This is a genomic window from Ramlibacter sp. MAHUQ-53, from assembly GCF_052600055.1.
This window is the reverse complement of the sequence record NZ_JBQWTS010000009.1, coordinates 40,401-62,935: the sequence shown is the minus strand read 5'-3', so window position 1 is coordinate 62,935 and position 22,535 is coordinate 40,401. Positions and strand designations below refer to the sequence as shown.

Below are 22,535 nucleotides of genomic sequence, written 5' to 3'. Positions count from 1 at the left end.
TTCCACGAACCCACAGTCTCCCATGACCTACGACAGCACCGCCCCCTACCCGCGCGACCTGGTCGGATACGGCCGCAACCCGCCCCACGCTCGCTGGCCCGGCAATGCCCGGGTGGCGGTGCAGTTCGTCCTCAATTACGAGGAAGGCGGCGAGAACCATGTCCTGCACGGCGACCCGGGCAGCGAGCAGTTCCTCTCCGAGATGTTCAACCCGGCGAGCTTCCCGGCCCGCCATATGAGCATGGACGGCATCTACGAGTACGGCTCCCGCGCCGGCGTCTGGCGCATCCTGCGCGAGTTCGAGAAGCGCGGCCTGCCCCTGACCGTCTTCGGCGTGAGCACCGCCCTGCAGCGCCACCCCGAGCTGACTGCGGCCTTCAAGGAGCTGGGCCACGAGATCGCCTGCCACGGCCTGAAGTGGATCCACTACCAGAACGTGGACGAGGCGGTGGAGCGCGAGCACATGCGCCAGGCCATGGACATCCTCACCGCGATGACCGGTGAGCGCGCCCTGGGCTGGTACACCGGCCGCGACAGCCCGAACACCCACCGCCTGGTGGCCGACTACGGCGGCTTCGAGTACGACAGCGACTACTACGGCGATGACCTGCCGTTCTGGATGAAAGTCCAGAAGACCGACGGCACGGTGGTGCCGCAGCTGGTCGTGCCCTACACCCTGGACGTCAACGACATGCGCTTCGCCCTGCCCCAGGGCTACTCGCACGCCGACCCGTTCTTCCAGTACATGAAGGACACCTTCGACGCGCTCTACGCCGAGGGCGACGAGGCGCCGAAGATGATGTCCGTCGGCATGCACTGCCGCCTGCTCGGGCGCCCCGGCCGCATCGTGGCGCTGCAGAAGTTCCTGGACCACATCGCATCGCACGACCGGGTGTGGGTGTGCCGCCGCCTCGACATCGCGCGGCACTGGAAGCAGGTCCACCCCTACCAAGACACGCGAGGCTGACCGCCATGGCACTGACCCTGCAGCAATTCAACGACGCGCCCGCCGACCAGGCCCTGGCCTGGCTGGACGGCCTCTACGAGCACTCGCCCTGGATCGTCGAGGCAGCGCTGTCCCGGCGGCCCTTCGCCTCGCTGGCCGCCCTCAAGCATGCCTGCGCGCGCATCGTCGCCGAGGCGCCGGTGGACCGCCAGCTGGCCCTGATCCGCGCCCACCCCGAGCTGGCGGGCAAGGCGATGGTGAGCAAGACCCTCACCGCCGAATCCACCAACGAGCAGGGCAAGGCCGGCCTGACCGACTGCAGCCCCGAGGAGTTCGCGACGCTGCAGAAGCTGAACGCGGACTACAACGCCAAGTTCGGCTTCCCCTTCATCCTGGCGGTGCGCGGCCCGCGCGGCACCGGCCTGGACCGGGCGCAGATCATCGAGACCTTCGCGCGCCGCCTGGGCAACCCGGTCGACTTCGAGCGCGGAGAGTGCCTGCGCAACATCCACCGCATCGCCGAAATTCGCCTGAACGACAAGTTCGGCGTCGAGCCGACCCTGGGCAACGCGGTCTGGGACCTGCACGAGAAGCTCGCGCGGCACAGCGACCCCGGCTATGCCGAGAAGGGCCAGCTGACGGTGACCTACCTCACCGACGCCCACCGCGCCTGCGCCCAGCGACTGTCGAACGACATGCGCGACGCCGGCTTCGACGAGGTCCACATCGACGCCGTGGGCAACGTGGTCGGCCGCTACCGCGCCGCCACCCCGGGGGCGAAGACGCTCATGACCGGCAGCCACTACGACACCGTGCGCAATGGCGGCAAGTACGACGGGCGCCTGGGCATCTTCACGCCCATGGCCTGCGTGCGCGAGCTGGCGAAGGCTGGCCGCCGCCTGCCCTTCGACCTGGAGCTGGTCGCTTTCGCGGAGGAGGAGGGCCAGCGGTACAAGGCCACCTTCCTCGGCTCAGGCGCGCTGATCGGCCAGTTCGACGAGGCCTGGCTGGACCAGAAGGACGCCGACGGCATCCCCATGCGCCAGGCCATGCAGCACGCCGGCCTGTGCATCGACGACATCCCCAGGCTGCAGCGCGACCCGGCCGGCTACCTCGGCTTCGTCGAGGTCCACATCGAGCAGGGCCCGGTGCTCAACGAGCTGGACCTGCCCCTGGGCATCGTCACCTCCATCAATGGCAGCGTGCGTTACCTGTGCGAGGTCACCGGCATGGCCAGCCACGCCGGCACGACGCCGATGGATCGCCGCCGCGACGCCGCCGCCGCGGTGGCCGAACTGGTGCTGTACGTGGAGCGCCGCGCCGCGCAGGACGGCGACAGCGTGGGCACGGTGGGCATCCTGCAGGTGCCCAATGGCTCGACCAACGTGGTCCCCGGGCGCTGCCAGTTCACCCTGGACCTGCGCGCGCCGGCCGATAACCAGCGCGACGCGCTGGTGCGCGACGTGCTCGCCGAGCTCGAAGCGATCTGCGCACGCCGCGGCGTGGCCGCCCGCACCGAGGAGACGATGCGCGCCGCCGCCGCGCCCAGCGCCCCGGCCTGGCAGGCCCGCTGGGAGCGCGCCGTGTCGGCCCTTGGCGTGCCGCTGCACCGCATGCCTTCGGGCGCCGGCCACGACGCCATGAAGCTGCACGAGGTCATGCCCCAGGCCATGCTGTTCGTGCGCGGCCAGAACTCCGGCATCAGCCACAACCCGCTGGAAAGCACCACCAGCGACGACATGCAACTGGCCGTGGAGGCCTTCCAGCTGTTGCTGGACCAACTCGCACAGGAAACCGCCCGATGACCGACCACGACAAGCTCGACGCCTGGATCGACCAGCACTTCGACGAGGAAGTGCGCTTCCTGCAGGCGCTGGTGCGCGTGCCCACCGACACGCCTCCCGGCAACAACGCGCCGCATGCCGAGCGGACCGCGCAGCTGCTCGCCGACTTCGGCTTCGAGGCCGAGAAGCACGCCGTGCCGGACGCGGTGGTGAAGGAAGCCGGCCTGGAGTCCATCACCAACCTGATCGTGCGGCGCTACTACGGCGAGGGCCGCACGCCTGACGGACGCCCCGCCCAGGGACGGATCGTGGCCCTCAATGCCCACGGCGACGTGGTGCCCCCCGGCGAAGGCTGGACGCACGACCCGTACGGCGCCGAAATCGTCGACGGCAAGCTCTATGGCCGCGCCGCGGCGGTGAGCAAGAGCGACTTCGCCAGCTTCACCTTCGCGGTGCGCGCGCTGGAGTCGCTGGGCGCGCCGCTCAAGGGCGGGGTGGAGCTGCACTTCACCTACGACGAGGAATACGGCGGCGAGCTGGGCCCGGGCTGGCTCCTGAAGCAGGGCCTGACCCGGCCCGACCTGATGATCGCCGCCGGCTTCAGCTACGAGGTGGTGACGGCGCACAACGGCTGCCTGCAGATGGAGGTGACAGTGCACGGCAAGATGGCCCATGCCGCCGTCCCCGACACCGGCATCGACGCGCTGCAGGGCGCGGTGAAGATCCTCAACGCGCTGTACGCCCAGAACACCGAGTACCGCAAGGTCACCTCGCAGGTGGCGGGCATCAAGCACCCCTACGTGAACGTCGGCCGCATCGAGGGCGGCACCAACACCAACGTGATCCCGGGCAAGGTCTCCTTCAAGCTCGATCGCCGCATGATCCCCGAGGAGGATCCGGTGGCGGTGGAAGCCTCGATCCGCGACGTGATCGCCACGGCCGCCGCGGAGTTCCCCGGCATCACGGTGGACGTGCGCCGCATCCTGCTGGCCCGCTCGCTCAAGCCGCTGCCGGGCAACCAGCCGCTGGTGGAGGCGATCCAGAAGAACGCGGGCGAGGTCTTCGGCGCGGTGCCGCCGGCCATGGGCACGCCGCTGTACACCGACGTGCGCCTGTACGGCGAGGCCGGCATCCCCGGCGTGATCTACGGCGCCGGCCCGCGCACCGTGCTCGAGTCCCACGCCAAGCGCGCCGACGAGCGCCTCGAGCTCGAGGACCTGCGCCGCGCCACCAAGGTCATCGCCCGCACGCTGCGGGACCTGCTGCAGTAAGCACTGGCGGCCCCACGAAAAAGGCCCGCCCCTCACGGGGCGGGCCTTTTCATTCGTGCCGTCCTGCGCTCAGTGCGCCTCGGCCACCTTGGCGGCGGCGATCGCGCCCGCGCGGTCCTCGCGCGCGCCGTTGAAGAAGATGTTCAGCACCACCGCGGCCACCGCCGTCAGCAGGATGCCCGACTCCAGCAGCGGGTGCAGGCCGTGCGCCATCTGCTGCGACCAGCGCGGCGCCACCAGCGGCACCAGCCCGAAGCCGATCGACAGCGCCACGATGTACAGGTTGTTGCGGTTGCCCTTGAAATCCACCGTGGACAGGATGCGGATGCCCGTGGCCGCCACCATCCCGAACATCACCAGGCCCGCGCCCCCCAGCACGAAGGTGGGGATCGACTCCACCAGCGCCGCCATCTTGGGCAGCAGCCCCAGCACGACCATGATCACCCCGCCGGCCACGCAGACCCAGCGGCTCTTGACGCCGGTCACCCCCACCAGGCCCACGTTCTGCGAGAAGCTGGTGTACGGGAAGGTGTTGAAGATGCCCCCGATGAGGGTGCCCAGGCCGTCGGTGCGCAGGCCGGCGGCCAGCGCCGGCTGGTCCACCTTCTTGCCCGTCATGTCGGCCAGCGCCAGGAACATGCCGGTCGATTCGATCATCACCACGATCATCACCAGCGTCATGGTCAGGATCATCACCGGGTCGAAGGTGGGCAGGCCGAAGGCGAACGGCGTGACCACGTCGAACCAGCCGGCCTTGGCCACCTTCTCGAACCCCATCTTGCCCAGGCCCGCGGCCACCACGCAGCCGGCGATGATGCCCAGGAGCACCGAGATGTTGGCCACGAAGCCGCGCGCGTACTTCACCAGCAGCAGGATGAACACCAGCACCGCCGCGGCGATGGCCAGGTTGTCCAGCGCGCCGTAGGCCGGGTTGTTCACCATCGGGATCGGGCCGGCCAGCTTGAGCGCCGGCGCGCTGGCGCCGGGCGCCACCGGCGCGGCGGCGGCCGCCGCCTTGGCCGCGTCGACCATGGCCACCAGCTTGGGCACGTCCACGCTCTGCGCCATCGGCGCCGGCCCGCCCGTGGCCCAGCCCACGCCCACGCGCATCAGGCTGATGCCGATGATGGCGATGATGGTGCCGGTCACCACCGGCGGGAAGAACCGCAGCAGCTTGCTCACCACCGGCGCGATCAGCATGGAAATCACCCCCGCGCCGATGATGGCGCCGAAGATCGCACGCGCCCCGTCCACGCCGGGCATGGCGTTGGCGAAGGCCACCATCGGGCCGACCGCGGCGAAGGTCACCCCCATCATCACCGGCAGGCGGATGCCGAACCAGCGCGTCACGCCCAGGCTCTGCACCAGGGTCACGATGCCGCAGCAAAACAGGTCGGCACTGATCAACATCGCCACCTGCTCGGGCGAGAGCTTGAGCGCGCGGCCCACGATCAGGGGTACGGCGATCGCACCGGCGTACATCACCAGCACGTGCTGCAGGCCCAGCGCGGCCAGGCGGCCGGTGGGGAGTTTTTCGTCCACGGGGTGGACGGCGGGTTGGGTCATGGCGGTCTCCTCGGTCGGTGCCTGCGTGGTGCATGCCACGCACCAGCCCGGGGCGACGCACCGAGTGCATGCACCATTGGTGCGCGATCGTATACAGCTTTGTGTTCAGAGCTGTACGGGGATTCCCTGAGGGCCTGTATGCCGTCTAAACTGCCAAATTGGACCGCCCACCATGTCCCGCACGCCTGCCACCCCCGTCCGCCTCGTCGATGCCCGCGCCAGCGGCCGCTCCCCCGCGCCAGCGGCCACCTCGACCGAGCGCATCGTGGATTCCATCACCAGCGCCATCATCGAGCGCAGGCTGACCCCCGGCACCAAGCTCGCCGAGCAGCAGATCGCGGACCTGTTCTCGGTCTCGCGCACGGTGGTCCGCCAGGCGCTGAACCAGCTCAGTCGCGACCGGCTGGTCACGCTGGAGCCCGCGCGCGGCGCCTTCGTCTCCACGCCCAGCGTGGAGGAGGCGCGCCAGGTGTTCGAGGTGCGGCGGATGGTGGAGGGCAGCATGGTGCGCCAGCTCGCCGCGCGCATCACCGACGCCCAGGTGGCGCAGCTGCGGACCCACCTGCGCAACGAGCGGCAGGCGGTGAGCCAGTCGGACGTCTCGGGCCGCACCCGCCTGCTGGCGGACTTCCATGTGGTGCTGGCCCGCATGCTGGGCAACGAGGTCCTGGCCGACATGGTGGCCGACCTGCTGTCACGCTCGCAGCTGATCTCGCTGATGTACCAGTCCTCCCACTCGGCCGGCCACTCGCAGTCGGAGCACGAGGACATCGTGGCGGCCCTGGAACGCCGCGACGCCCGCGCCGCCGCCCGCCTGATGGAGCAGCACCTCGCGAGCGTCGAACGCAACCTGCACCTGGACCCGCGGGGTCCGGACCTCGCCGCGATCCTGCGGCCGGCCTCCTAGGCTCAGCGCACCCGTCCCCGGCGGAACAGGTTGACGATGGCCAGCAGGATCACGGCGCCCACCAGCGACACCAGGACCGAGCCGATGCTGATGCCCTCGTTGATGGTGCCCACGCCCACCATGGGCGAGACCACCCACCCGCCGATGAAGGCGCCGATGATCCCCACGATCACGTTCAGCAGGATCCCCTGCTGCGCGTCGGTGCGCATGATGAGGCTCGCCAGCCACCCGACGACGCCTCCCACGATGAGCCAGATCAGGAAATTCATGGTGACACTCCTTCGCCGCGGCGGGCGCTGTGTTGATGGACCGGGAGCCGGCCAAGGCAATATGGTTGCGGCCGTCGCGGCCGCGGGTAGTCGCGTATACAGGTCCGCCGTGCGCGCAGGGCGCATCGGGCCGTCGGAATCGCCTGACCGCTGGCATCGGCCTCCCCGTTTTGGGGCGTCTCGGCATTGATCTTGCTTCCCTCGTCCTGTCTGCAATCACTGCAAATACCTTCCCTGGAGTCGCCATGAATACCAAACGCTTCATTCTCAAGGCCGCTGCCTCGCTCGCCTTCGCCGCCACCGTCGGCGCCGCCCACGCGCAGGCCCTGACCCCCATCAAGTTCCAGCTGGACTGGCGCTTCGAGGGCCCCTCCGCCCTGTTCCTCCTGCCGGCCGCCAAGGGCTACTTCAAGGACGCCAAGCTCGACGTGACGGTGGACGCCGGCAACGGCTCCGGCGGCGCGGTGACCCGCGTGGCCTCGGGCACCTACGACCTGGGCTTCGCCGACCTCGCCGCCCTGATGGAGTTCCACGCGAACAACCCGGACGCGCCGAACAAGCCGGTGGCGATCATGGTCGTCTACAACAACACGCCGGCCGCCGTGATGGCGCTGAAGAAGTCCGGCATCAAGGCCCCGGGCGACCTCAATGGCAAGAAGATGGGCGCCCCGGTGTTCGACGCCGGCCGCCGCGCCTTCCCGATCTTCCAGAAGGCCAACGCCATCGGCGCCGTGACCTGGACCGCGATGGACCCGCCGCTGCGCGAGACCATGCTGGCCCGCGGCGACGTGGACGCCATCACCGGCTTCACCTTCACCTCGCTGCTGAACCTCGAGGCCCGCGGCGTCAAGCTCGAGGACGTGGTCACCCTGCCCTACGCCGATTTCGGCGTCAAGCTGTACGGCAACGTCATCATCGCCTCGCCCAAGATCCTCAAGGAGAACCCGGCCGCGGTGAAGGCCTTCCTGTCCGCCTTCACCAAGGGCGCCAAGGAGGTCATCGCCAACCCCGCCGCCAGCATCGAGTACGTGAAGGCGCGTGACGGCATCATCAACGCCGAACTCGAGACGCGCCGCCTGAAGATCGCGGTCGATACCGTGATCAACAGCGCCGACGCGCGCGCCGAGGGCTTCGGCCAGATCAACCCCGGCCGCCTCTCGCTGATGGCGTCGCAGGTCTCCGATGCCTTCAACACCAAGACCCGCGTGAATGCCGACACGATCTGGAACGGCTCCTTCCTGCCGGCCAAGGCCGAACTGAACATCCTGCCGGCGCCCAAGGCCGCCGCTCCCACCTCGACCAAGAAGTGATGAGCGCGGATTACTTCGTCGACTTCCAGGACGTCTGGCTCGCCTACAACGACGAGCTTCTTAAGAAGAACCACTTCGCGGTCGAGGCCATCGACCTGAAGGTGCGCGAGGGCGAGTTCATCGCCATCGTCGGGCCCTCGGGCTGCGGCAAGTCCACCTTCATGAAGCTGGCCACCGGCCTGCGCATGCCCTCCATGGGCAAGATCACCATCGGCGGCGAGCCGGTGACCGGGCCGCTGAAGATCTCAGGCATGGCCTTCCAGGCGCCGTCGCTGCTGCCCTGGCGCACGACGGTGGACAACGTGCTGCTGCCGCTGGAGATCGTGGAGCCCTACCGCTCCACCTTCAAGCAAAAGCGCGCCGAGTACGAGGAACGCGCCCGCGCGCTGCTTCGCAAGGTGGGCCTGGCCGGCTACGAGGACAAGTTCCCGTGGCAGCTCTCGGGCGGCATGCAGCAGCGCGCGAGCATCTGCCGCGCCCTGATCCACGAGCCGCGCATGCTGCTGCTCGACGAGCCCTTCGGCGCGCTCGATGCCTTCACCCGCGAGGAGCTGTGGTGCATCCTGCGCGACCTGTGGACCGAGCAGAAGTTCAACGTGATCCTGGTCACGCACGACCTGCGCGAGTCGGTCTTCCTGGCCGACACGATCTACGTCATGAGCAAGAGCCCGGGCCGCTTCGTGGTCCGCAAGGAGATCGACCTGCCGCGCCCGCGCGAGCTGGAGGTCACCTACACCAAGGAATTCACCGACATCGTCCATGAGCTTCGCGGCCACATCGGCGCGATGCGCAAGCAGGGCGCGGAGGTGGCGCAATGAGCAAGACATCCAAACAGGTCGAACGCTGGTCCCCCTGGATCCTGCTGGTGGCCACGATCATCATCTGGCAGGTGCTGTGCTCGGCGTTCAACGTCTCCGAGTTCGTCTTCCCCAGCCCGGCCCGCATCTGGGACCAGCTGATCGAGTACCGCGGGGTGATCGCGGGCCATGCCTGGCGCACCTTCTGGGTGACGATGGCGGGCTTCGGCATCGCCATCGTGGTGGGCGTGCTCCTGGGCTTCCTGATCGGCAGCTCGCGCATCGCCTATGCCGCGGTCTACCCGCTGATGACGGCGTTCAACGCCCTGCCCAAGGCGGCCTTCGTGCCGATCCTGGTGGTGTGGTTCGGCATCGGCATCGGCCCCGCCATCCTCACCGCCTTCCTGATCTCGTTCTTCCCGATCACGGTGAACATCGCCACCGGCCTGGCCACGCTCGAGCCCGAGCTGGAGGACGTGCTGCGGGTGCTGGGCGCCAAGCGCTGGGACGTGCTGGTGAAGGTGGGCCTGCCCCGCTCCATGCCGTACTTCTACGGCTCCCTCAAGGTGGCGATCACGCTGGCCTTCGTGGGCACCACCGTGTCCGAGATGACCGCCGCCAACGAGGGCATCGGCTACCTGCTGATCTCCGCCGGCTCGGCCATGCAGATGGGCCTGGCCTTCGCCGGCCTGGTGGTCGTGGGCGCGATGGCGATGGCGATGTACGAGCTGTTCTCGTACGTGGAGAAGCACACCACGGCCTGGGCCCACCGCGGCTCGCAGGGCCACTGAAGCCGGCCGCTTCGCCATCACGGGATGGCGGTCATCCTGGAGAAAGGGGCGCCTCGGGCGCCCCTTTTTCATGCCGGGTCCATGCCGCGTCACCGCGGCGTCCGGCCGCCGCGTCAGCCGCCGCAGTTGCCCGCGTGGATCTCCTCCTCGCCGGCGCGCGCGAGCACCTCCATCAGCTTGCGCCGGATCAGGATGCCGGGGCGGTCCGAGTCCATCGAGTACTCGACGCCCCGGCGGCGCAGGTCGACCACCGCGTCGGGGTCGGTGGACTCGAGGATGTCCTTGTCTTCCCGGGTGATCTCGGCATCGAAGTCGATCAGCATCTGCGCCGGGCAGTCCTCCTCGGTGTCATTGCGGAACAGCCACTGGCACAGCTGGATGCTGCCGTCGTCGATGGGCGTGAAGCAGTTGATGATCACATGGCGGATGCCCGAGGGGTATTCGATGTCGAGCCGGCGCGAGAACGGCAGGAAGTAGGCATTGCGCATGTGGCGCGTCGTGATGGGGTCACTGACGCCGCTGATGCGCCGGAAGCGCTCCGGATTGGCCGCCTCGATCACGGTCTCCGCGGCAAAGCCGGTCTCGCGCTCGACCAGCTCGTAGCGGCTCGGCGCGGGGCGCGCAGCCACGCCGAAGGTGGCACGGTGCACGAAGCTGAAGTGCGAGTTGTCGAAGGAGTTCTCCAGCGCACGCATCGGGCTCGTCTGCCAGCGCTCATGGAACTGGAAGATGGTGCGCCAGCCCGCCGCGCCGAACTCCGGCACCTCGGGGATGTCGGCCACCGGATCCTCCAGCGCCACCCACGCGTAGCCGTAGCGGGCCGTGCAGTGGAAGGCCTGCGCGCGGTAGTCGGGCGGGATGGCTCGGTCGGCACCGTACTGCGGAATCTGGACCACCCGGCCGGTGCCGTCGTAGGTCCAGCCGTGGTAGCCGCAGCGGATGTGGCCGGTGCCGCAAGGCGCTCCGGCGGCGTCGATGCACCAGCCCTTGGACAGGCGCGCGGTGCGGTGGCAGCAGCGATCACGCAGCGCGGCGGGCTGGCCGTCGGGCCCGATGAAGAGGACGAGATCCTGGCCAAGGAGGGTGAAGGACCTGGGGCCGTCCTGCAGGTCCGACAGGGGCATGACGGCATGCCAGAACTTGCGGAAGACGGGTTGGCGTGTGACGAGCATGGGTGCGTGTTCTCCGGGCGGCATCGGGCCGCGGTCCAGAGCAATTTCCGGCCGGCCCCCCATGGGTCGGTGAACGCTTCTACTCTGCCAACCCCTTAGCAATGTCCAGACCATCCGACGCTGGCACGGATGGTGCTGGTCGGGCCGCAAGAGTAGAAGCGTTCAGCCTCTCCCGCACCGTCCTGGTTCGGGAAGCCCGGAAATTGCTCTTGTCGCCCCGTGGCCTGCCGCCGCGGGACCTTCAAGCTCGCTTGTCCTTTCCGGAGAGATCCCTCATGCAGCGTCGCCTGTTCCTCGCCGCAACCGCCGCGGCCGCCACCCTGTCTGCCCCCGCAGTCCGAGCCCAAGGCAGCCTGACCCCCATCCGCTTCACCCTCGACTTCCGCGTCAACGGCCAGGTTGCGCCCTTCTTCCTGGCACAGGCCAAGGGCTACTACCGCGACGAGGGCCTGGACGTGACGCTGGATACCGGCGCGGGCTCGGTCGCCTCCATCACCCGCATCGCCAGCGGCGCCTACCAGATGGGGCTGGGCGACATCAGCTCGCTGATCGAGTTCCATGCCCAGAACGGGGGCACGCCGACGGTGCAGGCCGTGTTCCAGTACTACAACCGCGCACCGTTCACGATCATCGGCCGCAGGGACCGCGGCATCACGAGCGACTGGCGCAGCCTCGAGGGCAAGCGCGTGGCCGCCGCGGCGGTCGAGGCCACGCGTCGCAACTGGCCCATGGTGGCGCGCAAGCTGCGGGCGCGCCCGGACATGCTCCAGTGGGTCACGACCGACTTCAGCGCCCGCGACAACGTGATGGTGCGCGGCGACGTGGACGCCGCGACCTACTTCCACGATTCCGCGCTCTCTCTGTTCACGCGCATGAAGGCGGAGGAACTGGTGGTCCTGCCCTATGCCAGCGCCGGCCTGAACCTCTACGGCAACGCCATCCTCGCGAGCAACGCGATGATCATCCAGCAGCCGCAGGCGGTGGCCGGATTCCTGCGGGCCACCAGCCGGGCGCTGCTGGAGACTTTCGCCAACCCCGTCCCGTCGATCGCCGCGGTGAAGCAGCGCGAGCCCATCATCGACGAGAAGGTCGAATTGGAGCGCTGGCGCATCACCGCGCAGTACGTGGGCGCACGCGACACGGCCTCGCACGGGCTCGGGGACTTCAACAAGTTCACGCTGGAGCAGCAGGTCGAGGAAGTCGCCGAGGTCTACGGCCTGAAGGTGCGGCCCTCGGCCGACGGCGTGTTCAACCGGTCGATGCTGCCGGCACGCGCCGAGCGGATGGTGCGGGCATGAGCGCGACGCTCGACGAACGCGACGCGCTGTACCTGCGGCAGGCCATCGCGCTCTCGCGCCAGGGCCGCGAGCGGGGGAACCGCCCGTTCGGTGCGGTCATCGTCGCCGATGACGGCGAGGTGCTGGCCAGCGCCTGGTGCGACACCACCGAGACGGGCGACTGCACGGGCCATGCCGAGACCAACGCCGTGCGGATGGCGTCGCCGAGGCACTCGCGAGAGCGCCTGGCAGGGGCCACGATCTACTCCTCGGGCGAGCCCTGCGTCATGTGCGCGGGGGCCATCTTCTGGGCCAACATCGGCCGGGTGGTGTTCGGCATCGACGCCGTGTCGCTGCGGGTGTTCCGCGGCGAGCGCGCCGAGCAGCGCGACGCGCAGCTGTCCTGCCGCGACGTGTTCGCGGCCTCGCCCCACCCGATCGAGTGCATCGGCCCGGCGCTGCTGGAGGAGGCCCGCGTGCCGCACGAGGGCTTCTGGAAGCGGTGAGCGCGTTGCGCGGCCCGTACACTCCGCAGCCATGACTTGGCACGCCCGCCTGGAACTCGACTACACCCGTCGCGACGCCCGCAGCGTCGCGATGTTCCGCCACGAGGGTCCGCTGCGCATCCTGCAGAGCCTCTACCCCGAGGGCGACGCGATCTGCCACAACGTGCTGGTGCACCCGCCCTCGGGCCTGGTCGCCGGCGACCGGCTGGACATCACCGTGACCGCGGCCGAGGGCACGCACGGCCTCGTCACCACGCCCGGGGCCGGGCGTTTCTACCGCTCCGAGGGCGAGGCCGCCGTGCAGCAGGTGCGCCTGCGCCTCGCGACCGGCGCCCGGCTGGAGTGGCTGCCGATGGAGGCCCTGTGCTACAGCGGCTGCCGCGCCGAGAACCGGCTCGAGCTGGACCTGGCGCCCGGCGCCGAGTGCATCGGCTGGGACATCACCGCGCTGGGCCTGCCCGAGTCCGGGCAGCCCTTCGTCGCGGGCAGCCTGCAGCAGCACCTCGAGCTGGCCGGCGGCTGGCTGGAGCGCGGTCGCATCGACGCCGCCGATGCCCGGCTGCTCGATGGCCCGCTGGGCCTGGCGGGGCACCGCTGCCTCGCCACGCTATTCCTCGCCGCCGGCAGCGACCTCGGGCGCGAGCGCCGCGAACAGGCCCTGGCCGTGGCGCGCGAGGTCATCGAGGCGCACCCGCTGCGCGCGTTCGCGGGGGCCACCGCCCCGGGGCCGAGGGTGGTCGCGGTGCGCGTGCTGGCGCCGGTGGTGGAGCCGGCCATGCAACTGCTCAAGGCCGTGCGCAATGCGTGGCGGCCGGCGCTGTGGGGCCTGCCGGCCAACCCGCCGCGCACCTGGGCGCTGTGACGCCCTGACCGTCGCCCCCCGGGCCGCGCGGACGGGCCGGGGCCACCGCGCCCGTCCTACAGCCGCCCCCGCCCGCGGCCTGCCCGGATGCGACCCGCCTTCCGGCGCAGCACGCCATGGCCGGCTTCCTAGACTGCGCGGCCCGCAATGACCTGGAAGGCGACCGATGCACCGATTCCTCCTGCTCTCCCCGGCCGGCCACGGACCGGCCTGGCTGCTGGCCGCGGCGCTCGCCTGGCCGGCCGCCGCCGCCGCGCATGACGCCGCCGCGCGGCGCGCGCAGGCCGCGCCGCCCGCCATGCCCTCGACCGCCGTCCACGGCGACACCAGCGCCCTCGACAGCTCGGGCGATTACCGCCAGGAGGTGCAGGCCTGCCGCGAGGGCCGCACCGGCGAGGACCGGGCCACCTGCCTGCGCGAGGCCCGCCATGCCCAGGCCGACCGCCGCCGCGGCGCGCTGACGACGCAGGGGGACCTGCAGGCCAACGCGCTGGCGCGCTGCAACGCCCACCGCGAGGCGGTGGACCAGGACGCCTGCCGCGAGCGCGTGCTGGGCGCCACCGGCCTGAGTGGCAGCGTGGCCGGCGGCGGGCTGCTGCGTGAGTACGTGGTGACCCTGCCGCCCGAACCCGCGGCCACCCTGGGCGGCCCCGCCGCGCCGGCCACCCCCGCCGCGCCGCCGGAATCCGTGGAACAGGCCCCGATGCCGCAGGAGCCTGACCCCGCGATGGAAGCGCCGGCGCCCGAGTCGCCCGACGCGCCGGCCCAGACCCAGGAGTAGCGCCATGCCCCGCCGGGATACGCCCAACGCGCAAAAGCAGCGCCCGCCCGGGAAGGCGGAACACGGCTTTCGCAACGAGGTGAGCTGGGACGAGGGCCGGGGCCGCCAGCCCTATGGCAACCAGGGGGAGCGCGAGGCCCCGCCGGGCGGCTTCGAGGAGGCCGAGGGGGGCGACCGCGGCGCGCACTCCGGGGTGAACCAGGAGCAGTTCCGGCGCGTGAAGGGCAGGCCCTGAGCGGGCGCGGCGGATTCGTCCGCAGCGCCTCAGATGGCGACGAGCTGCCGGATGCCCTTGGCCGGCATCTCGCTGCCCGGCCCGCGGGCGATGACCTCGCCGCGCTCCATCACCAGGTAGTGGTCGGCCAGTTCCTCGGCGAAGTCGTAGTACTGCTCCACCAGCAGCACCGACATGCGCTGGCCTTCCAGGCCTTCGTCCGCCAGCGTGCGCAGCACGGGGCCGATGTCCTTGATGATCGAGGGCTGGATGCCCTCGGTGGGCTCGTCCAGGATGATCAGCCGGGGCCGCGCCGCCAGCGCGCGGGCGATCGCCAGCTGCTGCTGCTGCCCGCCGGAGAGGTCGCCGCCGCGGCGGTGCAGCATCTGCTTGAGCACCGGGAACAGCGCGAACAGCTGCTCGGGGATCGGGGTCGACGCCGGCTTGTACGCCAGCCCCATGCGCAGGTTCTCTTCGACCGTGAGGCGGGCGAAGATCTCGCGCCCCTGCGGCACAAAGCCGATGCCGGCGCGCGCGCGCTGGTAGGGCGTGAGGCCGTGGACGGCCTCGCCGTCCAGGGTAATGCTGCCGGTCTTGATCGGCACCAGCCCCATGAGCGACTTCATCAGCGTGGTCTTGCCCACGCCGTTGCGCCCCAGGAGCACGGTGATCTGGCCGCCGGGGACCTCGAGGCCGACGTTGCGCAGGATGTGCGAGCCGCCGTAGTACTGGTTGATGTCCTTGACTTCGAGCATGTGTGTGTGGGGAGTCAGCGTCCCAGGTAGACCTCGATCACGCGCTCGTCGGCCTGGACCTGGTCCAGCGTGCCCTGCGCCAGCACCGAGCCGTCGCACAGCACGGTCACGATGTCGGAGATGGTGCGGATGAAGCTCATGTCGTGCTCCACCACCATCAGCGAATGCTTGCCCTTGAGGGAGAGGAACAGTTCCGCCGTGCGGGCCGTCTCCTCGTCGGTCATGCCGGCCACGGGTTCATCCAGAAGCAGCAGCTTGGGGTCCTGCATCAGCAGCATGCCGATCTCCAGCCACTGCTTCTGGCCGTGGCTCAGGGTGCCGGCCAGGCGGTTGACGCTGGCCTCGAGGTGGATGGTGCGCAGCACCTCGGCGAGGCGGTCGCCCTGGGCCGAGTCCAGGCGGAAGAACATCGAGGCCTTCACGCCCTTGTCGGTCTTGAGCGCCAGCTCCAGGTTCTCGAACACGGTGAGCTGTTCGAACACCGTGGGCTTCTGGAACTTCCGGCCGATTCCCAGCTGGGCGATCTCGGCCTCCTTGTAGCGAAGCAGGTCGATGGTGGAGCCGAAGAACACCGTGCCCTCGTCGGGCCGGGTCTTGCCGGTGATGATGTCCATCATCGTGGTCTTGCCCGCGCCGTTGGGGCCGATGATGCAGCGCAGCTCGCCGGGGGCGATGTCCAGCGAGAGCTTGTTGATCGCCCTGAAGCCGTCGAAGCTCACGCTCACGTCTTCCAGGTACAGGATGCGGCCGTGGGTGGTGTCCACCTCGCCCGGCACGGCCACCCGGCCGAAGCCGGCGTCGCCGCCGGCGGCGGTGGCCCGCGCGTTCTTCTGGATGCGCGTCTCGATGCGCTGCGCGCCCAGGTCCATCAGGTCGGGCGTCATGCCTTGTCTCCCTTGCGTGCCAGCTTCCTGGCGAGGCCGACCACGCCCTCGGGCATGAACAGCGTCACGGCGATGAACAGCGCCCCGAGGAAGTACAGCCAGAACTCGGGCGCCGTGACGGTGAGCCAGCTCTTGGCGCCGTTCACCAGGAAGGCGCCGACGATGGGGCCCAGCAGCGTGGCGCGGCCGCCCACCGCAGCCCACACCGCGATCTCGATCGAGTTGGCCGGGCTCATCTCGCCGGGGTTGATGATGCCCACCTGCGGCACATAGAGCGCGCCGGCCACGCCGCACATGACGGCGGAGATCACCCAGATCGCGAGCTTGTAGCCGATCGGGTTGTAGCCCGAGAACATCACCCGCGACTCGGCGTCGCGCACCGCCTGCAGCACGCGGCCGAACTTGGCGTTCACCAGCCAGCGGGCGAACAGGAAGAAGCCCAGGAGCGCCAGGCCCGTCATCACGAACAGCGCCATGCGCATCGTCGGCGTGGCCAGGGGCATCCCCAGGATGCGCTTGAAGTCGGTGAAGCCGTTGTTGCCGCCGAAGCCCGTCTCGTTGCGGAAGAACAGCAGCATCGCGGCGAAGGTCATCGCCTGCGTGATGATCGAGAAGTACACGCCCTTGATCCGCGAGCGGAAGGCGAAGAAGCCGAAGATGAAGGCGATCAGGCCCGGCACCAGCACCACCAGCAGCAGCGTGGCGATGAAGCTGTCGGAGAAGGTCCAGTGCCAGGGCAGGGTCTTCCAGTCCAGGAACACCATGAAATCCGGCAGGTCGCTCTTGTAGTTGCCGTCGCGGCCGATCTGCCGCATCAGGTACATGCCCATGACGTAGCCGCCCAGGGCGAAGAACAGGCCGTGGCCCAGCGAGAGGATGCCGGTGTAGCCCCAGATCAGGTCCATGGCCAGCGCGCAGATGGCGTAGCACATGATCTTGCCGACGAGGGCGACGGCGTAGTCGCTCAGGTGGAACAGGCTGCCCTCGGGCACCAGCAGGTTCAGGGCCGGCGCGACGGCGCACACCGCGACCAGGGCGACGAGGAACGCGGCCCAGCCCCGCTGCGACAGCAGGGGCGCGCGGGCGGGCAGCAGCACCGAAGGAGAGAGGTCGGGCGAACGCATCAGGCCTCCGCGCTGCGGCCCTTGACCGCGAAGATGCCCTGGGGGCGTTTCTGGATGAACACGATGATGAACACGAGGACGGCGATCTTGGCCAGGACCGCACCGGCCCAGCCTTCGAGGAACTTGTTCAGGATGCCCAGGCCCAGCGCGGCGTACACCGTGCCGGCGAGCTGGCCCACGCCGCCCAGCACCACCACCATGAACGAGTCCACGATGTAGTTCTGGCCGAGGTCCGGGCCGACGTTGCCGACCTGGCTCAGGGCGCAGCCGGCGAGCCCGGCGATGCCCGATCCGAGGGCGAAGGCGTAGGTGTCGATGCGGGCGGTGTTCACGCCCATGCAGGAGGCGATGGGGCGGTTCTGCGTGACGCCGCGCACGAACAGGCCCAGCCGGGTGCGGGCGATCAGCCAGGCCATGCCGCCCAGCACCGCCAGCGCGAAGCCGATGATGACGATGCGGTTCCACGGCAGCTGCAGGCTGCCCATCACGGCCACGCCACCGGACATCCAGCTCGGGTTCTCCACGCCCACGTTCTGCGCGCCGAAGACGCTGCGAACGAGCTGCATCAGCACCAGGCTGATGCCCCAGGTGGCCAGCAGGGTCTCCAGCGGGCGGCCGTAGAGGAAGCGGATCACGCTGCGCTCGAGGATCGCACCCATCACCGCCGAGGCCAGGAAGGCCACGGGCACGGCGGCCACCAGGTACCAGTCGAACGCGCCGGGCAGGTACTTGCGGAAGGCGACCTGCACCAGCCAGGTGGCATAGGCGCCGATCATCATCAGCTCGCCGTGGGCCATGTTGATCACGCCCATGAGGCCGTAGGTGATGGCCAGGCCCAGGGCGACCAGCAGCAGGATGGAGCCCAGGCTCAGGCCGGAGAACACCTGGCCGGCGCGGTCGGCCCAGGCCAGCGAGGACTCCACCGAGCGCAGGGCGACCTGCATCGCGGACTTCGCGGCGGAATCGGTCTCGTCCTTGATCTTCTCGAGCAGCAGGGTCCGTGTGGCCGGGTCGCGGCTGTCGGCCAGGGCCTTCGCGGCCTCGGCGCGGCGGACCGGGTCCTCGCTCGAAAGCAGGAGGGCCGCGCGGGCCAGGGCCAGCTGCGACCGGATGGAAGCCACGGTCTCCGACTGCAGCGCCTTCTCGATCAGGGGCAGGCGCGAGGCGTCGGGCTCGGCGGCCAGGGCCTTCACCGCGGCGGCGCGCAGCTTCTCGTCGGGCGAGAACAGACGGATCGCGCCCAGGGCGGTGTCGATCTCGCCGCGCATGCGGTTGTTGGAGACCACGTCCTCGGCATCGGCGGGGACCTCGGCGGGCTGGCCGGTGACGGGGTCGGTGCCCTTGCCGTCCTTGACGATGAAGACCTTGTCGCCGGCGGTCTTCACCGCGTCGTCGGCCAGGGCCTGCAGGAAGGCGGCGGTCTTGTCGTCGGCCGTGGCGACGGCCTTGTTCAGGGCGGCGATGCGGGCGTCGGCCTCGCCGAGGGCGATGGACCGGGCTTCGTCCGCGGTGAGGGCGTGCGCACAGGCGGACGAAAGCGCCAACAACAGGGCAAGTATTCGGAGCATGGGGAATCAGGAATGAGGAACTGCGCGCGGGGGCGCGCCGCGCCGGGCCGCCCCAAGCGGCCGCGCCGCCCCCTGGGGGGAGGCGGCGAAGCCGCTTCGGGGGGTCTTAGACCTTCGACTTGCCGTCCGGCTCGTCCTTCTTCTTGTCGTTGCCTTCGATGAAGGGCGACCAGGGCTTGGCCTTCACCGGGCCGGGCGTCTTCCACACGACGTTGAACTGGCCGTCGGCCTTGACCTCGCCGATGAACACCGGCTTGTGCAGGTGGTGGTTCTTCTCGTCCATCTTGGCGGTGAAGCCGGAGGGAGCCTTGAAGGTCTGGCCGCCCATCGCGGCGATGACCTTGTCCACGTCGGTGGACTTGGCCTTCTCGACGGCCTGCTTCCACATGTAGACGCCGATGTAGGTGGCTTCCATCGGGTCGTTGGTCAGCGGCTTGTCCTTGTGGCCGGCGATGTTCTTGGCCTTGGCGTAGGCGGCCCACTTCTTGGTGAACTCGTCGTTGGCCGGGTTCTTCACGGACATGAAGTAGTTCCAGGCGGCCAGGTGGCCCACCAGCGGCTTGGTGTCGACGCCGCGCAGTTCCTCCTCGCCCACGGAGAAGGCCACCACCGGCACGTCCTTGGCCTTGAGGCCGGCGTTGCCCAGCTCCTTGTAGAACGGCACGTTGGAGTCGCCGTTGATGGTGGAGATCACAGCCGTCTTGCCGCCGGCGGAGAACTTCTTGATATCGGCGACGATGGTCTGGTAGTCGCTGTGGCCGAAGGGGGTGTACTTCTCGTCGATGTCCGAATCCTTCACGCCCTTGGACTTCAGGAAGGCGCGCAGGATCTTGTTGGTGGTGCGGGGGTACACGTAGTCGGTGCCCAGGAGCACGAAGCGCTTGGCGCCGCCGCCTTCCTTGGACATCAGGTATTCCACCGCGGGGATGGCCTGCTGGTTCGGCGCGGCGCCGGTGTAGAACACGTTCTTGGACAGCTCCTCGCCCTCGTACTGCACGGGGTAGAACAGCAGGCCGTTCAGCTCCTCGACGACGGGCAGCACCGACTTGCGGGACACCGAGGTCCAGCAGCCGAACATCACCGCGACCTTGTCCTGCGTGAGCAGCTGCTTGGTCTTCTCGGCGAACAGGGGCCAGTTGGAGGCCGGGTCGACGACGACGGGCTCGAGCTTCTTGCCCAGCACGCCGCCCTTGGCGTTGATCTCCTCGATCGCCATCAGGGCGGTGTCCTTCAGGACGGTCTCGGAGATCGCCATCGTGCCGGACAGGCTGTGGAGGATGCCGACCTTGATGGTGCCGCCCGACTGGGCGAAGGCGGGGGCGCTGGCCAGCGCGCCCAGCGCGGTGGCGGCGGCGAGGGCCTTGAGGGTGAAGCGACGTTGCATGCGGACTCCAGGGGGATGGTTGGAAGACATTCGGATCGGCGCTGCGGCTGCGGTTGCGGCCTTTCGCATCGATGGGACTCATCGTAGGAAGCCGGTCCGTCCCGGCCAATACGCCACGTGGCGTACACGGCCGGCAGGCCTGGCTGTAGGCGCACAGGCTGACCGGTGTCGGACGCGCCGGCCGATCGCCCCATGGCCGAGGGACCGCGGCTTAGAGTGGGCCGGTCCGGAGGACTTGCCATGGAACACCTCGTCGCCTTCTCGCACCTGCGCTGGAACTTCGTCTGGCAGCGGCCGCAGCACCTGCTGTCGCGGCTGGCGCGGCGATGGCCCGTGGTGTTCGTGGAGGAACCGGTGGCGTGCGCGGAGCGGGCCTGGCTGGAGCGGATCACGCCCTGCGCCGGCGTGCAGGTCTGGCGGCCGCACGTGACCGGAGCGGCGCCGGGCTTCCACGACGACCACCTCGCCACCCTGCAGCCGATGCTGGGCCAGGCCCTGCGGGAGGCACGCATCGAGGACTACCGCACCTGGTTCTACACGCCCATGGCCTACCCGCTGGCGGCCGACCTGTCACCCCGCGCGGTGGTCTACGACTGCATGGACGAACTCAGCGCGTTCCGCCACGCGCCCAGGCAGTTGCTGCAGCGGGAGAGCGCGTTGTTCAAGGCGGCGGACCTGGTCTTCACCGGCGGGCCCAGCCTGTTCCACGCAAAGAAGGACCGGCATCCGAGCGTGCACTGCTTTCCCAGCAGCGTGGATGCGGACCACTTCGCGCGGGCGGCGGGCGACCACCCCTTGCAGGCCGGCCTGCCCCGACCGCGACTGGGCTGGGCCGGCGTGATCGACGAGCGCGTGGACCTGGACCTCATCGCCTTCCTGGCCGACGCGCGCCCGGACTGGCAGCTGGTGATGGTGGGGCCGGTGGTCAAGATCGACCCGGCCACCCTGCCCCAGCGTACCAATATCGCCTGGCTGGGGCAGCAGGCCTACGACGACCTGCCGGCCTTCATCTCGGGCTGGGACCTGTGCCTCCTGCCCTTCGCGCTGAACGAGGCCACGCGCTTCATCAGCCCCACCAAGACCCTGGAGTACATGGCCTGCGGCAAGCCGGCGGTGAGCACGCCGATCCGCGATGTGGCGGAGCCGTACGGCCACCTGGTGTCGATCGCGAACGCGCCGGATGATTTCCTGCTGGCGTGCGAGGCGGTGCTGGGGCGCAGTGAGGCGGAACAGGCCTGCCATGCCGAGGCGATGGCGCAGGTGGTGGGCCGGACCTCGTGGGAGGGGACGGCGCAGGCGATGGCCGGGTTGGTCGCGCGAGCCGGGATGCGTGGGGAAGGAAGCGGGAGGAGGGAGCGGGGAGAGGGAGGGCCACCGCGGCGCGCGGTGGCAAGGTGAGGCGGCGTCAGCCGTTGTGCTTGTGGTCGCGGCCGGCGACGTCGAGGGGTTGCACGCGGGGGGCGTGCCAGATCACCGGCTCGGGATCCGTGCGAAGGCGGGTTCCCCGGGCCAGCATGCCCTTGTCAGCCAAGTAGGCCTCGCAGAGCCGATCGACTTCGCGCGGGGTCAGGGCGCGTGGCTGGTGGAGACGCAGAAGGGCGCCGTCCGCCGCCGTCCACTGTGCGTGCGCCAGCCTGGCCCGGAAGCCAGCGAGCAGTTCGCGGCGCACCTCGGGTCGCAGTTCGCGCCGCTCCTGGGGGCCGACCACATCGGCCGTCTCATTGCGATGCGCAACGACATGGGTTTCCAGGGCGAGATTCATCAGGCCATGGGTGTACAGGCGCAAGGTCGCAGGGTCATCGAACGGCTTGTCGTACTCGGCGACATTCCCGGCCAGTTCGAAGAATATGGCTGCGCCCTCGCGATAGCGGGCCACGGCTCGCAGGACCTGGAGCAATTCGTCCGTTGCCATTTCCGCGCCCGCGATCTGGCGGAAGTCGTCCACGGTCCGGCCGGTGAGGCGGACTGCCGCATCCATCGTGCCCTCACCCCGCATCACCTGGCGCAGCGCGTCGGCGCCGCCGTATTCGGCCATCAGGAATTGGCGCTGGCCGACCAGGAGCGCATTCACATGGCACAGGCGCTGGTCGTACTCATTGCAGGTGGCCTTGGCGCGCTGCCAAGAAGGCACCAGGCATCCGACCAGGGGCAGGCCGCTCAGGCAGGCCTGCAGGCGCATGGAGCGCGAAGGGGCCTGGAACAGGTAGAGCCCGTCTCGCAGGGCGGTGACCTTCCCACGGTCCCACTGATTGACTTGCGTCTCCAGGGAACGGATCGCGGGGTAGGTGGGTTGGGAAACGAGGGCTTCGACGAACGAGGACATGGGCAAACTCCGGAGGCTTGCGCCGGACCGCCCGGCGCGCGGTT

22 protein-coding genes are annotated in these 22,535 nt (G+C 69.7%); 13 read left to right on the top strand and 9 right to left on the bottom strand.

The window, feature by feature from the left end:
- The first annotated feature begins 22 nt into the window (after positions 1-22).
- From puuE to ACT80S_RS14250, 3 genes are read left to right on the top strand one after another with little or no spacing between them, the layout of a single operon-like run.
- A complete protein-coding gene (gene puuE, locus ACT80S_RS14260; RefSeq protein ID WP_377416892.1) occupies positions 23-967 on the top strand; it encodes an allantoinase PuuE in 945 nt (314 codons plus the stop codon).
- A 5-nt stretch (positions 968-972) separates the two neighbouring features.
- Positions 973-2,751, top strand: a complete 1,779-nt coding sequence (gene uraD, locus ACT80S_RS14255) for a 2-oxo-4-hydroxy-4-carboxy-5-ureidoimidazoline decarboxylase (protein ID WP_377416890.1) — start codon at positions 973-975, stop codon at positions 2,749-2,751.
- The gene (locus ACT80S_RS14250; protein ID WP_377416888.1) at positions 2,748-4,001 is read left to right on the top strand and encodes a M20 family metallopeptidase; all 1,254 of its coding nucleotides are present in this window, start codon (positions 2,748-2,750) and stop codon (positions 3,999-4,001) included. The genes uraD and ACT80S_RS14250 overlap by 4 nt, the downstream gene beginning before the upstream one ends.
- 69 nt (positions 4,002-4,070) lie before the next feature.
- On the opposite strand, the gene ACT80S_RS14245 is transcribed toward ACT80S_RS14250, so the two are convergent.
- Positions 4,071-5,567 (bottom strand): nucleobase:cation symporter-2 family protein, encoded by a 1,497-nt coding sequence (locus tag ACT80S_RS14245; RefSeq protein ID WP_377416886.1) that lies wholly within the window; start codon positions 5,565-5,567, stop codon positions 4,071-4,073.
- Positions 5,568-5,739: 172 nt separating this feature from the next.
- Here ACT80S_RS14245 and ACT80S_RS14240 point away from each other — a divergent pair, with 172 nt between their 5' ends.
- Positions 5,740-6,474 (top strand): GntR family transcriptional regulator, encoded by a 735-nt coding sequence (locus tag ACT80S_RS14240; protein WP_377416884.1) that lies wholly within the window; start codon positions 5,740-5,742, stop codon positions 6,472-6,474.
- A gap of 2 nt (positions 6,475-6,476) precedes the next feature.
- Here ACT80S_RS14240 and ACT80S_RS14235 read toward each other — a convergent pair whose 3' ends face one another.
- The gene (locus ACT80S_RS14235; RefSeq protein WP_377416882.1) at positions 6,477-6,743 is read right to left on the bottom strand and encodes a GlsB/YeaQ/YmgE family stress response membrane protein; all 267 of its coding nucleotides are present in this window, start codon (positions 6,741-6,743) and stop codon (positions 6,477-6,479) included.
- A 245-nt stretch (positions 6,744-6,988) separates the two neighbouring features.
- Here ACT80S_RS14235 and ACT80S_RS14230 point away from each other — a divergent pair, with 245 nt between their 5' ends.
- Genes ACT80S_RS14230 through ACT80S_RS14220 form a run of 3 tightly spaced genes read left to right on the top strand, consistent with a single transcriptional unit; the run spans position 6,989 to position 9,641 of the window.
- A complete protein-coding gene (locus ACT80S_RS14230; protein ID WP_377416880.1) occupies positions 6,989-8,053 on the top strand; it encodes an ABC transporter substrate-binding protein in 1,065 nt (354 codons plus the stop codon).
- A complete protein-coding gene (locus ACT80S_RS14225) occupies positions 8,053-8,871 on the top strand; it encodes an ABC transporter ATP-binding protein (protein WP_377416878.1) in 819 nt (272 codons plus the stop codon). Before ACT80S_RS14230 ends, ACT80S_RS14225 begins: the two co-directional genes overlap by 1 nt.
- Positions 8,868-9,641: an ABC transporter permease gene (locus tag ACT80S_RS14220; RefSeq protein WP_377416876.1), complete on the top strand. Its 774-nt coding sequence runs from the start codon at positions 8,868-8,870 to the stop codon at positions 9,639-9,641. The genes ACT80S_RS14225 and ACT80S_RS14220 overlap by 4 nt, the downstream gene beginning before the upstream one ends.
- A 113-nt stretch (positions 9,642-9,754) precedes the next feature.
- On the opposite strand, the gene ACT80S_RS14215 is transcribed toward ACT80S_RS14220, so the two are convergent.
- The gene (locus ACT80S_RS14215; protein ID WP_377416874.1) at positions 9,755-10,813 is read right to left on the bottom strand and encodes an aromatic ring-hydroxylating dioxygenase subunit alpha; all 1,059 of its coding nucleotides are present in this window, start codon (positions 10,811-10,813) and stop codon (positions 9,755-9,757) included.
- 275 nt (positions 10,814-11,088) lie between these two features.
- Between ACT80S_RS14215 and ACT80S_RS14210 the strand changes: the two genes are divergently transcribed.
- From ACT80S_RS14210 to ACT80S_RS14190, 5 genes are all read left to right on the top strand, one after another.
- A complete protein-coding gene (locus ACT80S_RS14210) occupies positions 11,089-12,111 on the top strand; it encodes an ABC transporter substrate-binding protein (RefSeq protein ID WP_377416872.1) in 1,023 nt (340 codons plus the stop codon).
- Positions 12,108-12,596 carry a nucleoside deaminase gene (locus ACT80S_RS14205; protein ID WP_377416870.1) on the top strand — a complete coding sequence of 163 codons (489 nt, stop codon included), beginning with the start codon at positions 12,108-12,110 and terminating at the stop codon, positions 12,594-12,596. The genes ACT80S_RS14210 and ACT80S_RS14205 overlap by 4 nt, the downstream gene beginning before the upstream one ends.
- A gap of 31 nt (positions 12,597-12,627) precedes the next feature.
- The gene (locus ACT80S_RS14200; RefSeq protein WP_377416868.1) at positions 12,628-13,458 is read left to right on the top strand and encodes an urease accessory protein UreD; all 831 of its coding nucleotides are present in this window, start codon (positions 12,628-12,630) and stop codon (positions 13,456-13,458) included.
- A 166-nt stretch (positions 13,459-13,624) separates the two neighbouring features.
- Positions 13,625-14,239: a hypothetical protein gene (locus ACT80S_RS14195; protein WP_377416866.1), complete on the top strand. Its 615-nt coding sequence runs from the start codon at positions 13,625-13,627 to the stop codon at positions 14,237-14,239.
- 4 nt (positions 14,240-14,243) lie between these two features.
- The gene (locus tag ACT80S_RS14190) at positions 14,244-14,474 is read left to right on the top strand and encodes a hypothetical protein (RefSeq protein ID WP_377416864.1); all 231 of its coding nucleotides are present in this window, start codon (positions 14,244-14,246) and stop codon (positions 14,472-14,474) included.
- Between the two features lie 29 nt (positions 14,475-14,503).
- Here the strand turns inward: ACT80S_RS14190 and urtE are convergent, their stop codons facing one another.
- From urtE to urtA, 5 genes are all read right to left on the bottom strand, one after another.
- The gene (gene urtE, locus ACT80S_RS14185) at positions 14,504-15,208 is read right to left on the bottom strand and encodes an urea ABC transporter ATP-binding subunit UrtE (protein WP_377416862.1); all 705 of its coding nucleotides are present in this window, start codon (positions 15,206-15,208) and stop codon (positions 14,504-14,506) included.
- Between the two features lie 14 nt (positions 15,209-15,222).
- Complete coding sequence (urtD, locus tag ACT80S_RS14180) at positions 15,223-16,092, bottom strand: urea ABC transporter ATP-binding protein UrtD (protein WP_377416860.1); 870 nt, start codon at positions 16,090-16,092, stop codon at positions 15,223-15,225.
- Positions 16,089-17,216 carry an urea ABC transporter permease subunit UrtC gene (urtC, locus tag ACT80S_RS14175; RefSeq protein ID WP_377416858.1) on the bottom strand — a complete coding sequence of 376 codons (1,128 nt, stop codon included), beginning with the start codon at positions 17,214-17,216 and terminating at the stop codon, positions 16,089-16,091. Before urtC ends, urtD begins: the two co-directional genes overlap by 4 nt.
- Positions 17,216-18,784, bottom strand: a complete 1,569-nt coding sequence (urtB, locus tag ACT80S_RS14170) for an urea ABC transporter permease subunit UrtB (RefSeq protein ID WP_377416856.1) — start codon at positions 18,782-18,784, stop codon at positions 17,216-17,218. Before urtB ends, urtC begins: the two co-directional genes overlap by 1 nt.
- Positions 18,785-18,890: 106 nt before the next feature.
- Positions 18,891-20,168 carry an urea ABC transporter substrate-binding protein gene (gene urtA / locus ACT80S_RS14165; protein ID WP_377416854.1) on the bottom strand — a complete coding sequence of 426 codons (1,278 nt, stop codon included), beginning with the start codon at positions 20,166-20,168 and terminating at the stop codon, positions 18,891-18,893.
- Between the two features lie 240 nt (positions 20,169-20,408).
- On the opposite strand from urtA, the gene ACT80S_RS14160 reads away from it, so the two are divergent.
- Positions 20,409-21,566, top strand: a complete 1,158-nt coding sequence (locus ACT80S_RS14160) for a glycosyltransferase (protein WP_377416852.1) — start codon at positions 20,409-20,411, stop codon at positions 21,564-21,566.
- Between the two features lie 7 nt (positions 21,567-21,573).
- On the opposite strand, the gene ACT80S_RS14155 is transcribed toward ACT80S_RS14160, so the two are convergent.
- Positions 21,574-22,491, bottom strand: coding sequence for a hypothetical protein (locus ACT80S_RS14155; protein ID WP_377416850.1), 918 nt, complete (start codon positions 22,489-22,491; stop codon positions 21,574-21,576).
- Positions 22,492-22,535: the final 44 nt, after the last annotated feature.